A 13,373-nucleotide genomic window follows, 5' to 3' on the forward strand; every position below is an offset into this window, starting at 1 on the left:
ATGCGGCTTGTACGTCTGATACGCTCCCGCTGGCTGTGGCTGGCGGGAGCGCTTCTCGTTTTATGGGGGCTGATCCTGGCCGCTGATCGCCTGTGGCCGTTGCCTCTGAAAGAGGTCAACCCCGCACGGGTGGTGGTGGACGAAAAGGGCACGCCGCTCTGGCGTTTTGCCGACAGCGAAGGGATCTGGCGCTATCCGGTCACTCTCGAAGAGGTTTCTCCCCGCTATCTTGAAGCCTTGATCCAGTATGAAGATCGCTGGTTCTGGGACCATCCAGGCGTGAATCCGTTCTCTGTGCTGCGCGCCGCCTGGCAGGATCTTACCTCCGGGAGGGTTGTCTCAGGCGGCAGCACGCTCACCATGCAGGTGGCGCGCCTGCTGGATCCGCATCCGCGCACTTTTGGTGGCAAAATTCGTCAGCTCTGGCGAGCCATGCAGCTTGAGTGGCACCTCTCTAAGCGCGACATCCTCACGCTTTATCTTAACCGCGCCCCGTTTGGCGGTACGCTGCAGGGGATTGGTGCGGCAAGCTGGACCTACCTCGGCAAACCACCTTCGCAGCTCAGCTATTCCGAAGCGGCGCTGCTCGCCGTATTGCCGCAGGCGCCAAGCCGGTTGCGTCCTGACCGCTGGCCGGAACGTGCAGAAGCGGCACGCAACAAAGTGCTCGACCGGATGGTGACGCAGGGCGTCTGGTCGGCAAGCCAGGTTAAGGAGTCCCGTGAAGAAGCGGTATGGCTGGCGCCCCGGCAAATGCCGCAGCTGGCACCGCTCTTTTCGCGCATGATGCTCAGCAAAAGTCGCGATACTAAAATTGTGACTACCTTAGATGCGTCCCTGCAGCGGCAGCTTGAAGAACTGGCGATGAACTGGAAATCCCGCCTGCCAGCACGCAGTTCGCTGGCAATGATCGTCGTCGATCACACGGATATGAAAGTGCGTGGCTGGGTGGGATCGGTCGACATTAACGATGACACCCGGTTTAGCCATGTGGATATGGTGAATGCGATCCGATCGCCGGGATCGGTGCTCAAGCCCTTTATCTACGGTATGGCGCTGGACGACGGTTTGATCCACCCGGCATCGCTGCTCCAGGATGTTCCAAGAAAAACGGGGGATTATCGCCCGGGTAATTTCGACAGTGGGTTTCATGGGCCGGTGAGTATGAGTGAAGCGCTGGTACGTTCCCTTAATCTGCCCGCCGTGCAGGTGCTCGAGGCATACGGACCAAAACGTTTTGCTGCGATGTTGAGTAATGCAGGTTTGCCGCTGATTTTACCTGCTGGCGCACAGCCGAATTTATCGCTGATCCTGGGCGGGGCAGGGGCGCGGCTGGCCGATATCACCGCGGCCTATAGCGCGTTCGCCCGACACGGTAAAGCGGGCCGGCTGCGCTTACAGCCAGGCGATCCCCTGTCAGAGCGGCCGTTGTTATCCCAGGGCTCGGCGTGGATCATTCGCCGTATTCTGGCCAATGAGGCGCAGCCGCTGCCGGACAATGCGCTGCCGCAGGTGGTACCTCTGGCATGGAAAACGGGAACCAGCTATGGCTACCGTGACGCATGGGCGGTAGGGCTGAATGCCCGTTACGTTATTGGGATCTGGACCGGACGACCGGACGGCACGCCTGTGGCGGGTCAGTTTGGGTTTGCGAGCGCGGTACCTCTGCTTAACCAGGTGAATAATGTACTGCAGTCTGGTTCAACGCTCGATCAGGCGCGTCTGCCACGCGACCCGCGTCCTGACGGTGTGGGGCGCGGCGTCATCTGTTGGCCGGGCGGCCAGTCGCTGCCGGAAGGGAGCGAAAATTGCCGTCGTCGCCTGGCGACCTGGCTGCTGGACGGCAGCGAGCCGCCGACATTGCTCCTACCGGAACAGGAAGGTATTCGCGGGATCCGTTTCCCGGTCTGGCTGGATAAAGAGGGCAAACGCGTGGCGGCAGACTGCCCGGATGCGACCGAGAAAGTTCTGGATGTCTGGCCGCTGCCGCTGGAACCCTGGCTGCCTGCAGCCGAGCGGCGCTCAGCACGGATCCCTTCGCCATCGGCTACCTGTCCGCCCTTGTCGCAGGACTCACCTGCACCGCTGATGTTGACTGGCGTGCGTGAAGGCGCGGTTATCAAGCGTCTGCCGGGGGAATCCCGCGTCTCGTTACCGCTACAGGCCACCGGCAATAGCGGTGAACGCTGGTGGTTTTTGAATGGCGAACCGCTGGCGGTGAAGAGCCGGGTTTACACCTTGCAGCTTGATAAATCAGGCGATTATCAGGTGCTGGTGATGGATGAAGCGGGGCAGGTGGCGACGGTGAATTTCACGCTGCAGTAGCGTTAAACGTCTCTTCTGCTGTGAGCTGTTGCTAATCTTCGTCTCATTTTAAAAAAATGTTACCTGAATCCATAGGCAATGGCGCTATTGCTCATTATAATCCGCGCCACACCATACTCAGGTATGAAAAACAACAGAACATTTACAGAGGTTATCATGGCTATTGAACGTACTTTTTCCATCATCAAACCAAACGCGGTGGCAAAAAACGTTATTGGCAGCATCTTTGCTCGCTTTGAATCAGCAGGGTTCAAAATCGTTGGCACCAAAATGCTGCACCTGACCGTTGAGCAGGCTCGCGGTTTCTACGCTGAGCACGAAGGTCGTCCATTCTTCGACGGTCTGGTTGAGTTCATGACTTCTGGCCCGATCGTTGTATCCGTACTGGAAGGCGAAAACGCAGTACAGCGTCACCGTGACCTGCTGGGTGCGACCAACCCGGATAACGCACTGGCTGGTACCCTGCGCGCTGACTATGCAGACAGCTTCACCGAGAACGGCACCCACGGTTCCGATTCTGTTGAATCTGCCGCTCGTGAAATCGCGTTCTTCTTCGCTGAAGGCGAAGTGTGTCCACGTACCCGTTAATTTAACGGTTTCGTTTACACATTATTTTCGTAAATGCCGCGTGCAGACGTGGCATCCCTGCGCCAGACTTTGTACAATGCAACGCCCCGGACGAGCAGACTGCTTTCCGGGGCGTTTCTTTTCAACCCTCCATGGGCCATAACGTGTAACAACGAGGCCGGAAAAAATTATGTCTGAATTAGTGAATACCTCCGAAGTCGCCATTCCTGCGGTTCCAAATAAAAATGGAAAAATTAACCTGCTGGATCTGAACCGTCAGCAGATGCGCGAGTTCTTTAAAGAGATGGGCGAGAAGCCGTTTCGTGCCGATCAGGTCATGAAATGGATGTACCACTATTGCAGCGACAACTTTGATGACATGACTGACATCAACAAAGTGCTGCGCAATAAGCTCAAAGAAGTGGCTGAAATCCGTGCACCAGAAGTGGTGGAGGAGCAGCGCTCTGCCGATGGCACCATCAAATGGGCGATTGCCGTTGGCGATCAGCGCGTTGAAACCGTCTACATCCCGGAAGAAGACCGCGCTACGCTGTGCGTCTCCTCTCAGGTAGGCTGTGCGCTGGAGTGCAAGTTCTGCTCAACCGCTCAACAGGGATTCAACCGTAACCTGCGCGTGTCTGAAATTATCGGCCAGGTGTGGCGTGCGGCGAAAATCGTCGGTGCGGCGAAAGTAACCGGGACCCGTCCAATCACCAACGTAGTGATGATGGGCATGGGCGAGCCACTGCTGAACCTGACCAACGTCGTTCCGGCGATGGAAATCATGCTGGATGACTTCGGCTTTGGTCTGTCCAAGCGTCGCGTAACGCTGTCGACGTCAGGCGTAGTGCCTGCACTGGACAAGCTGGGCGACATGATTGACGTTGCGCTGGCGATCTCCCTGCATGCACCAAACGACGAAATCCGTGACGAAATTGTACCTATCAACAAAAAGTACAATATCGAAACTTTCCTCGCCGCCGTGCGTCGCTACCTGGAGAAATCCAACGCGAACCAGGGCCGCGTGACGATCGAGTATGTCATGCTCGATCACGTAAATGACGGTACCGAGCATGCGCATCAGCTGGCTGAACTGCTGAAAGATACGCCGTGCAAAATCAACCTGATTCCATGGAACCCGTTCCCGGGCGCGCCTTATGGCCGTAGCTCGAACAGCCGTATCGACCGTTTCTCCAAGGTGCTGATGGAGTATGGTTTCACCACTATCGTGCGTAAAACCCGTGGTGATGATATCGATGCTGCATGCGGACAGCTGGCAGGTGATGTGATTGACCGTACCAAACGTACCCTGCGTAAACGTATGCAGGGCGAGACGATTGCGGTCAAAGCTGTTTGATTCTTATGCACTCACGGCGCATTATTTGCGCCGTGAAGCATAATCTTACTGAATAATCAGTCAGATTCGTGATGACTGATCAATAATTACGGTGCGTTTCATCCGACTTTCGGGCAGTATGTAACGACGTAACAACAGTTTATCCTGACGGGCAGGGCTGTGCTGTCATCTCCGGGCTGACAGTCTTATACTGTCTGTTCAAGGTTAACTGATCAGAACTTTCGCGGTGCGGGTGGCATTGTGACTTACCGGCACCTGAACCCTTTTTTTTCACGTACCAGTAGTTGTAGCGAATGAATACTGAAGCCACTCACGACCAACATGAAGCACTCTCCACTGGCGTTCGTCTTCGCAACGCCCGTGAACAACTCGGACTCAGCCAGCAAGCCGTTGCAGAACGCTTATGTCTGAAGGTTTCCACGGTTCGCGATATTGAAGAAGATAAGGCTCCGGCCGATCTGGCTTCAACATTTCTGCGTGGTTACATCCGCTCTTATGCAAAACTGGTGCATATCCCTGAAGAAGAATTACTGCCAATGATGGAGAAGCAGGCACCGGTCCGCGCAGCAAAAGTTGCGCCGATGCAGACCTTCTCCCTGGGAAAACGTCGTAAAAAACGTGATGGCTGGCTGATGAGCTTTACCTGGCTGGTGCTGTTTGTGGTGATCGGCCTGACGGGCGCATGGTGGTGGCAAAACCACAAGGCGCAGCAGGAAGAGATCACCACCATGGCCGATCAATCCTCCGCCGAGCTCAATCAGTCCGGCAATGACAACGCTCAGAGCGTGCCGCTGAATACCGAAGGTGCTGCCACCTCCAGCGAGCCGCAGACTGCCGCGACCGATGCGCCTGCAACCGATGCCGGGCAGGCACCCGCCGCAACGGCTAATACCCCTGCGCCTCAGGCTCAGGATCCAAACGCGGTGGTTGCCCCTTCTCAGGCAAACGTGGATACCGCGACCAACGCGCCAGCGGCCACTCAGCCTGCGGACAACGGTGCTGCGTCACTGCCAACCAACCCGGCCGGAACGGCTGCGCCGGCGGCGGACCCAAATGCGCTGGTGATGAACTTCTCTGCTGACTGCTGGCTGGAAGTGACCGATGCAACAGGTAAAAAACTGTTCAGTGGTCTGCAGCGTAAAGATGGCACGTTAAACCTAACTGGCCAAGCACCGTATAAACTTAAAATCGGCGCTCCGGCAGCAGTACAGATCCAGTATCAAGGAAAACCTGTCGACCTGAGCCGCTTTATCAGAACTAACCAGGTTGCGCGTCTTACCGTTAATGCCGAACAATCAGCAGCACAGTAACAGACGGGCAACGCGGGAGATTTTTCATGCATAACCAGGCTCCGATTCAACGTAGAAAATCGAAACGGATTTACGTTGGTAATGTGCCAATCGGCGATGGGGCCCCTATCGCCGTCCAGTCGATGACCAACACGCGCACCACAGACGTGGAAGCGACGGTCAATCAGATCAAAGCGTTAGAACGTGTAGGCGCGGACATTGTTCGCGTCTCCGTGCCGACAATGGATGCCGCAGAGGCGTTCAAACTGATCAAACAGCAGGTCAGCGTTCCGCTGGTTGCTGATATCCACTTCGATTACCGCATTGCGCTGAAAGTTGCTGAATATGGCGTCGACTGCCTGCGTATTAACCCGGGCAACATCGGTAACGAAGAGCGTATCCGCATGGTGGTGGATTGCGCCCGCGATAAAAATATTCCTATCCGTATCGGCGTTAACGCCGGTTCCCTGGAAAAAGATCTGCAGGAAAAATACGGTGAGCCAACGCCGCAGGCGCTGCTTGAATCCGCGATGCGTCACGTTGATCATCTTGATCGTCTGAACTTCGATCAGTTCAAAGTCAGCGTAAAAGCCTCAGATGTGTTCCTGGCAGTAGAGTCTTATCGCCTGCTGGCAAAACAGATCGATCAGCCTTTGCACCTCGGGATTACGGAAGCCGGTGGCCTTCGTAGCGGTTCCGTTAAATCGGCGATCGGTCTGGGGCTGCTGCTCTCGGAAGGGATCGGTGACACCCTGCGCGTTTCGCTGGCGGCCGATCCGGTAGAAGAGATCAAAGTCGGTTTCGATATCCTCAAATCACTGCGTATCCGCGCACGTGGGATCAACTTCATTGCCTGCCCAACCTGTTCACGTCAGGAATTTGACGTGATTGGCACGGTGAATGCGCTTGAGCAACGTCTGGAAGATATCATCACCCCGATGGACGTCTCCATCATCGGGTGCGTGGTGAACGGTCCGGGTGAAGCCCTGGTGTCAACGCTCGGCGTCACCGGCGGTAACAAGAAAAGTGGTCTCTATGAAGATGGCGTGCGTAAAGATCGTCTGGATAATAGTGACATGATCGACCAGCTTGAAGCTCGCATCCGTGCCAAAGCAACAATGATGGATGAAGCGCAGCGCATCAGCATTCAGCAGGTTGAAAAATAACGTGATGGGAAGCGTGGCGCTTCCCATGTATGATTGAACCCATTCTTTGGGTTCTTTTTTGTATATAGAAAGAGAATAAACGTGGCAAAAAACATTCAAGCCATCCGCGGCATGAACGATTATCTGCCTGGCGAAACCGCCATCTGGCAGCGCATTGAAGGCACACTCAAACAGGTGCTCGGCAGCTACGGTTACAGCGAAATCCGTTTGCCGATTGTAGAGCAGACCCCGTTATTCAAACGCGCGATCGGCGAAGTGACCGACGTGGTTGAAAAAGAGATGTACACCTTCGAGGACCGCAACGGCGACAGCCTGACACTGCGTCCGGAAGGCACGGCGGGCTGCGTACGCGCCGGCATCGAACATGGTCTCCTGTACAATCAGGAGCAGCGCCTGTGGTATATCGGCCCGATGTTCCGCCACGAACGTCCACAGAAAGGTCGTTATCGCCAGTTCAACCAGTTGGGTGTGGAAGTCTTTGGCCTGCAGGGCCCGGACATTGACGCCGAACTGATTATGTTGACTGCCCGCTGGTGGCGTGCGCTCGGCATTGCTGAGCATGTCTCACTGGAACTGAACTCCATCGGTTCTCTGGAAGCACGCGCGAACTACCGTGACGCACTGGTTGCGTTCCTGGAGCAGCACAAAGAGAAGCTGGACGAAGACTGCAAACGTCGTATGTACAGCAACCCACTGCGCGTGCTGGATTCCAAAAATCCTGACGTACAGGCGCTGTTGAACGATGCACCTGCATTGGGCGACTACCTGGACGAAGCGTCACGTGAGCACTTTGCGGGTCTGTGCAAACTGCTGGAAGCCGCGGGCATTGCTTATACCGTGAACCAGCGTCTGGTGCGCGGTCTGGACTACTACAACCGCACCGTGTTCGAGTGGGTGACATCCAGCCTCGGTTCCCAGGGCACCGTGTGTGCCGGCGGTCGTTATGACGGTCTGGTTGAGCAGCTTGGTGGTCGTCCAGCCCCTGGCGTTGGCTTCGCCATGGGTCTTGAACGACTTGTTTTGCTGGTTCAGGCAGTAAATCCGGAATTTAAAGCAGATTCCGTTGTCGATATATACCTGGTAGCCTCAGGCGCGGAAACGCAGCCTGCGGCAATGCAGCTTGCGGAACGTGTGCGTGATGCACTGCCGGACGTGAAGCTGATGACCAACCATGGCGGCGGCAACTTCAAAAAACAGTTTGCTCGTGCCGATAAATGGGGCGCAAGTATTGCACTGGTGCTGGGCGAGTCCGAAGTGGCTAACGGCGAAGTGGTTGTGAAAGACCTGCGCTCTGGTGAGCAGACAACGGTAACGCAGGACGGCGTTGCGGCGCACTTGCGCACTCTATTGGGCTAAGGAGAAGGACTGCGTGGAAATTTACGAGAACGAACACGATCAGGTCGACGCGATTAAACGCTTCTTTGTCGAAAACGGCAAGGCGCTGGTTGTTGGGGTTATTTTAGGTGTCGGTGCGCTGGTAGGCTGGCGTTACTGGAACAGTCATCAGGCGGACTCCGCGCGTGACGCGTCGCTGTCGTATGAAAATACCGTTAGCGCAATCCGTGCCGATCAGCCGCAAACGCTGACGGCGGCAGAGAAATTTGCCGCTGACAACAAAAACACCTACGGTGCGCTGGCCGCACTGGAAGTGGCGCAGCAGTACGTTGATAAGAACGAGCTGGATAAAGCCGCTAGCCTGCTGTCACAAGGGCTAACCGCCGCCAGTGATGAAAATCTGAAAGCGGTAATCAATCTGCGCCTGGCTCGTATTCAGGTTCAGCAGAAAAAAGCTGACGATGCGCTGAAAACGCTCGATACCATCAAAGGCGAAGGTTTTGCTGCCATTGTTGCCGATCTGCGCGGTGAAGCACTGCTGAGCAAAGGTGACAAAGCGGGCGCGCGTAAAGCGTGGCAAGCTGGCGTAGAGAGCAAAGCTTCACCTGCGCTGAGCGAAATGATGCAGATGAAAATAAATAATTTGTCCGTCTGAGAGGGACCCGATGCAATTGCGTAAATTACTTCTGCCAGGACTGCTTTCTGTTACGTTATTGAGTGGCTGTTCACTGTTCAGTGGCGAAGAAGACGTTGTGAAAATGTCCCCACTGCCGACTGTTGAAAACCAGTTTACCCCGTCCACCGCGTGGAGCACCTCCGTGGGCGATGGTATTGGTGATTTTTATTCCAACCTGCACCCGGCTTTTGCCGACAGCGTTATCTATGCGGCTGACCGCAAAGGTACCGTGAAGGCGGTTAATGCCGATGACGGGAAAGAAGTGTGGTCGGTTAACCTGGCGGAAAAAGACGGCTGGTTCTCTCGTAAACCGGCACTGCTTTCTGGCGGTCTGACCGTTGCCGGTGGGCATGTGTACGTGGGTAGCGAAAAAGCCCAGGTCTATGCTCTCAACACCAGCGATGGTTCTGTTGCATGGCAAACCTCCGTGGCCGGTGAGTCTCTGTCTCGTCCGGTCGTGAGCGACGGCATGGTACTGATCCACACCAGCAACGGCCAGCTGCAGGCGCTGAACGAAGCCGATGGTCTGGTGAAATGGACCGTGAACCTGGATATGCCTTCCTTGTCCCTGCGCGGTGAATCTGCGCCGGCTACCGCCTTTGGTGCTGCCATTGTTGGCGGTGACAACGGTCGTGTAAGTGCGGTATTGATGCAGCAAGGCCAGATGATCTGGCAGCAGCGTATTTCCCAGGCGACAGGCTCAACGGAAATCGATCGTCTGAGCGATGTCGACACGACCCCGGTTATCGTAGACGGTGTGGTTTACGCACTGGCCTATAACGGTAACCTGACCGCGCTGGATCTGCGCAGCGGCCAGGTCATGTGGAAACGTGAACTGGGCTCGGTAAATGATTTCGTGGTTGATGGCAACCGTATCTATATGGTCGATCAGAACGACCGTCTGCTGGCGCTCAGCACCGAAGGTGGTGTTACGCTGTGGACGCAAAGCGATCTGCTGCACCGTCTGCTGACCGCACCAGCACTGTATAACGGTAGCCTGGTGGTGGGTGATAGCGAAGGGTATATGCACTGGATTGACCCGGACAACGGTCGTTTTGTTGCTCAGCAAAAAGTCGACAGCTCAGGTTTCCTGACGGAACCGGTCGTGGCTGACGGCAAACTGCTGATTCAGGCAAAAGACGGCACGCTGTACGCGATCACGCGTTAATTACCCAGCGGTTGTAGTATACTAAACGGCTCCTGTTCACTCAGGAGCCGTTTTGACATTTTTAAAAACGCCGCAAATGCGACGTTTATTTGAATTTTATGAGGCTTCAAACATGGTACCTGTGGTCGCGCTTGTCGGGCGCCCTAACGTTGGAAAATCCACTCTTTTTAACCGTTTAACACGCACCCGTGATGCGCTGGTTGCGGATTTCCCGGGGCTGACGCGTGACCGTAAGTACGGTCGTGCAGAAGTAGAAGGACGCGAGTTCATCTGTATTGATACCGGTGGTATTGACGGGACAGAAGATGGTGTTGAAACCCGTATGGCGGAACAGTCGCTGCTGGCGATTGAAGAAGCTGACGTGGTTCTGTTTATGGTGGACGCTCGCGCAGGCCTGATGCCGGCGGACTCCGCTATTGCGAAACATCTGCGCTCGCGTGAAAAACCCACTTTCCTGGTGGCGAACAAAACTGACGGTATTGATGCAGACCAGGCGGTTGCGGATTTCTGGTCCTTAGGTCTGGGCGAAATCTACCCGATCGCGGCATCTCATGGCCGTGGCGTGACCAGCCTGCTGGAAACTGTTCTGCTGCCGTGGGTTGATGAAGTTAACCCGCCGGAAGAGATCGATGAAGACGCCGAATATTGGGCGCAGTTCGAAGACGGCGAAGCGGGCGAGGAAGAGCCTGAAGACGACTTCAACCCGCAGGATCTGCCGATCAAACTGGCTATCGTGGGCCGTCCAAACGTAGGTAAGTCTACACTTACTAACCGTATCCTCGGCGAAGAGCGTGTGGTCGTTTACGACATGCCGGGCACCACCCGCGACAGTATTTATATCCCGATGCAGCGCGATGAGCGTGAGTATGTGCTCATTGACACCGCAGGCGTACGTAAGCGCGGGAAAATCACCGATGTGGTGGAAAAATTCTCCGTTATCAAGACCCTGCAGGCGATTGAAGATGCCAACGTGGTCATGCTGGTCATCGATGCGCGTGAAGGTATCTCCGATCAAGACCTTTCTCTGCTCGGCTTCATTCTGAATAGTGGGCGCTCACTCGTTATCGTGGTCAACAAATGGGATGGCCTGAGTAATGAGGTGAGAGAGCAGGTGAAAGAGACGCTCGACTTCCGTCTGGGCTTTATCGACTTTGCTCGCGTGCACTTTATCTCTGCGTTACACGGCAGCGGTGTAGGTAATCTGTTTGAGTCCGTGCGTGAAGCGTACGACAGCTCCACCCGTCGTCAGAGCACCGCCATGCTGACCCGTATCATGAACATGGCAGCAGAAGACCATCAGCCGCCGCTGGTGCGTGGTCGTCGCGTGAAGCTGAAATATGCTCACGCCGGGGGTTATAACCCACCAATCGTGGTAATTCACGGCAACCAGGTTAAAGACCTGCCGGATTCCTACAAGCGCTATCTGATGAACTACTTCCGTAAATCACTGGACGTAATGGGCACGCCAATCCGCATCCAGTTCAAGGAAGGGGAGAACCCGTTCGCCAACAAGCGCAATACCCTGACGCCAAATCAGATGCGTAAGCGTAAGCGTTTGATTAAGCACATTAAGAAAAGCAAATAAGCGTTGCCGTTCTTTCTGAAGCCCGCGTTGATCGCGGGCTTTTTTTCGCCCGCTCATACCGCCAGTCCTCTCTGTGTGATGTCAATCACTATTCACTTTTAACCAAGTTTAAATCTAAGAAAGTAGACAATCATCGAATTTTCATCTTAAAGTCCAGGGTCCGGTACTAGACAAAACTAGCGACTGGTTATCAAATGGTTAACTAACTTTTCGCCGCATGTAAAAAATCGGTCAGATACGTAACTGGCCGGCGTACATGCTGGTGTTTACAAGCACGACACATACCTTCCTGGGAGAATTATGCAATCCTCTGTTAATCAAAAAGAAAGCCGAACGTTCTTCGGCCACCCTTATCCGCTCGGTTCGCTGTTCTTTACCGAGATGTGGGAACGTTTCTCGTTTTACGGCATTCGCCCATTACTGATCCTGTTTATGGCTGCCACCGTGTATGACGGCGGGATGGGGCTGGCACGTGAAAACGCGTCGGCAATTGTGGGCATCTTTGCCGGCACCATGTACCTGGCCGCACTGCCGGGTGGCTGGCTGGCGGATAACTGGCTCGGCCAGCAGAAAGCCGTCTGGTACGGATCTATCCTGATTGCGCTCGGCCACCTGTCGATTGCGCTTTCGGCCATCATGGGCGATAACCTGTTCTTTATCGGCCTGATGTTCATCGTGCTCGGTTCTGGTCTGTTTAAGACCTGTATCTCGGTCATGGTGGGGACGCTGTACAAAAAAGGCGATGCGCGTCGTGACGGTGGTTTCTCGCTGTTCTACATGGGCATCAACATGGGCTCGTTTATCGCGCCTTTGATTTCCGGCTGGCTGATTAAATCTCACGGCTGGCACTGGGGCTTCGGCATTGGTGGCATCGGGATGCTGGTTGCCCTGATCATCTTCCGCGTGTTTGCGGTTCCGGCAATGAAACGCTATGACAGCGAAGTGGGGCTGGACTCGACCTGGAATAGCCCGGTGGTGAAAAGAAACGGCGTGGGCGCATGGTTGCTGGCGCTGGCTGTGGGTGTAGCTGTTATCGTTACGCTGATCGCGCAGGGTGTGATTGTGATTAACCCGGTTGCGGTAGCCAGCGTGCTGGTTTACGTGATTGCGGCGTCCGTTGCCCTCTACTTTATCTACCTGTTCCTTTTTGCGGGCCTGAATCGTAAAGAGCGTGCCAGACTTCTGGTCTGTTTTATTCTGCTGGTCTCCGCTGCGTTCTTCTGGTCCGCCTTCGAGCAGAAGCCAACGTCATTCAACCTCTTTGCCAACGACTACACTAACCGCATGATCGGTGACTTCGAAATCCCGGCGGTATGGTTCCAGTCGATTAACGCCCTGTTCATCATCCTGCTGGCGCCGGTATTCAGCTGGGCCTGGCCGAAACTTGCCAGCATGAACATTCGTCCGAGCAGTATCACCAAGTTTGTTATTGGTATTTTGTGTGCCGCCGCAGGCTTTGGTCTGATGATGCTGGCTGCGCAGAACGTACTGAATAACGGTGGCGCGGGCGTGTCGCCATTCTGGCTGGTGGGGAGCATTTTGATGCTGACGCTGGGGGAACTGTGCCTGAGCCCGATTGGTCTGGCGACCATGACGCTGCTGGCACCGGAAAGAATGCGTGGGCAGATGATGGGCCTGTGGTTCTGCGCAAGTGCGCTGGGCAACCTGGCGGCAGGTCTGATTGGCGGTCACGTGAAGGCCGACCAGCTAGATATGCTGCCGGATCTCTTCGCACGTTGCTCCATCGCGCTGCTGATTTGTGCTGCGGTGCTGATCGTCCTCATTGTTCCGGTACGTCGCATGCTGGAAAATGCGCAGACTAAACCGGCCGCTAACGCCTGATAACGCCTCGCTCGTCGATACCGGGGCAGGCGTTTGCCCCGGTAATTTACTCGACGAGGTAGA

Annotated in this window: 10 protein-coding genes; all 10 read left to right on the top strand. The window is 55.3% G+C overall.

The genetic code is table 11. The features are described from left to right. The 10 genes from pbpC (at window position 1) to BJ887_RS02160 (ending at window position 13,310) form a co-directional block, all read left to right on the top strand. The gene (pbpC, locus tag BJ887_RS02115) at window positions 1-2,325 is read left to right on the top strand and encodes a peptidoglycan glycosyltransferase PbpC (protein WP_063156702.1); all 2,325 of its coding nucleotides are present in this window, start codon (window positions 1-3) and stop codon (window positions 2,323-2,325) included. A 156-nt stretch (window positions 2,326-2,481) separates the two neighbouring features. Continuing rightward, complete coding sequence (gene ndk / locus BJ887_RS02120) at window positions 2,482-2,913, top strand: nucleoside-diphosphate kinase (protein ID WP_003860625.1); 432 nt, start codon at window positions 2,482-2,484, stop codon at window positions 2,911-2,913. 169 nt (window positions 2,914-3,082) lie between these two features. Then, a complete protein-coding gene (locus tag BJ887_RS02125) occupies window positions 3,083-4,249 on the top strand; it encodes a bifunctional tRNA (adenosine(37)-C2)-methyltransferase TrmG/ribosomal RNA large subunit methyltransferase RlmN (protein WP_014171168.1) in 1,167 nt (388 codons plus the stop codon). Window positions 4,250-4,542: 293 nt separating this feature from the next. Continuing rightward, window positions 4,543-5,559, top strand: a complete 1,017-nt coding sequence (gene rodZ, locus BJ887_RS02130) for a cytoskeleton protein RodZ (protein ID WP_014171167.1) — start codon at window positions 4,543-4,545, stop codon at window positions 5,557-5,559. 26 nt (window positions 5,560-5,585) lie between these two features. Further along, window positions 5,586-6,704, top strand: coding sequence for a flavodoxin-dependent (E)-4-hydroxy-3-methylbut-2-enyl-diphosphate synthase (ispG, locus tag BJ887_RS02135; protein WP_014171166.1), 1,119 nt, complete (start codon window positions 5,586-5,588; stop codon window positions 6,702-6,704). 81 nt (window positions 6,705-6,785) lie between these two features. After that, window positions 6,786-8,060: a histidine--tRNA ligase gene (gene hisS, locus BJ887_RS02140; RefSeq protein WP_020883031.1), complete on the top strand. Its 1,275-nt coding sequence runs from the start codon at window positions 6,786-6,788 to the stop codon at window positions 8,058-8,060. Window positions 8,061-8,073: 13 nt separating this feature from the next. Continuing rightward, window positions 8,074-8,694, top strand: a complete 621-nt coding sequence (locus BJ887_RS02145; RefSeq protein WP_020883032.1) for a YfgM family protein — start codon at window positions 8,074-8,076, stop codon at window positions 8,692-8,694. A gap of 10 nt (window positions 8,695-8,704) precedes the next feature. Beyond that, a complete protein-coding gene (gene bamB, locus BJ887_RS02150; protein WP_014171163.1) occupies window positions 8,705-9,883 on the top strand; it encodes an outer membrane protein assembly factor BamB in 1,179 nt (392 codons plus the stop codon). A 112-nt stretch (window positions 9,884-9,995) separates the two neighbouring features. After that, window positions 9,996-11,468 carry a ribosome biogenesis GTPase Der gene (gene der, locus BJ887_RS02155; RefSeq protein WP_020883033.1) on the top strand — a complete coding sequence of 491 codons (1,473 nt, stop codon included), beginning with the start codon at window positions 9,996-9,998 and terminating at the stop codon, window positions 11,466-11,468. A gap of 300 nt (window positions 11,469-11,768) precedes the next feature. Then, window positions 11,769-13,310, top strand: coding sequence for a peptide MFS transporter (locus BJ887_RS02160; protein ID WP_025203468.1), 1,542 nt, complete (start codon window positions 11,769-11,771; stop codon window positions 13,308-13,310). Window positions 13,311-13,373 lie beyond the last annotated feature (63 nt).

It is taken from the genome of Enterobacter sp. WPR_3_1 (genome assembly GCF_003635055.1).
Classification (GTDB): domain Bacteria; phylum Pseudomonadota; class Gammaproteobacteria; order Enterobacterales; family Enterobacteriaceae; genus Enterobacter; species Enterobacter ludwigii.

Excerpts from the sequence above, each read along its gene's own strand:
- pbpC (WP_063156702.1), top strand. The coding sequence starts at position 1 with ATGCGGCTTGTACGTCTGATACGCTCCCGCTGGCTGTGGCTGGCGGGA.
- ndk (WP_003860625.1), top strand. The coding sequence starts at position 2,482 with ATGGCTATTGAACGTACTTTTTCCATCATCAAACCAAACGCGGTGGCA.
- BJ887_RS02125 (WP_014171168.1), top strand. The coding sequence starts at position 3,083 with ATGTCTGAATTAGTGAATACCTCCGAAGTCGCCATTCCTGCGGTTCCA.
- rodZ (WP_014171167.1), top strand. The coding sequence starts at position 4,543 with ATGAATACTGAAGCCACTCACGACCAACATGAAGCACTCTCCACTGGC.
- ispG (WP_014171166.1), top strand. The coding sequence starts at position 5,586 with ATGCATAACCAGGCTCCGATTCAACGTAGAAAATCGAAACGGATTTAC.
- bamB (WP_014171163.1), top strand. The coding sequence starts at position 8,705 with ATGCAATTGCGTAAATTACTTCTGCCAGGACTGCTTTCTGTTACGTTA.
- der (WP_020883033.1), top strand. The coding sequence starts at position 9,996 with ATGGTACCTGTGGTCGCGCTTGTCGGGCGCCCTAACGTTGGAAAATCC.
- BJ887_RS02160 (WP_025203468.1), top strand. The coding sequence starts at position 11,769 with ATGCAATCCTCTGTTAATCAAAAAGAAAGCCGAACGTTCTTCGGCCAC.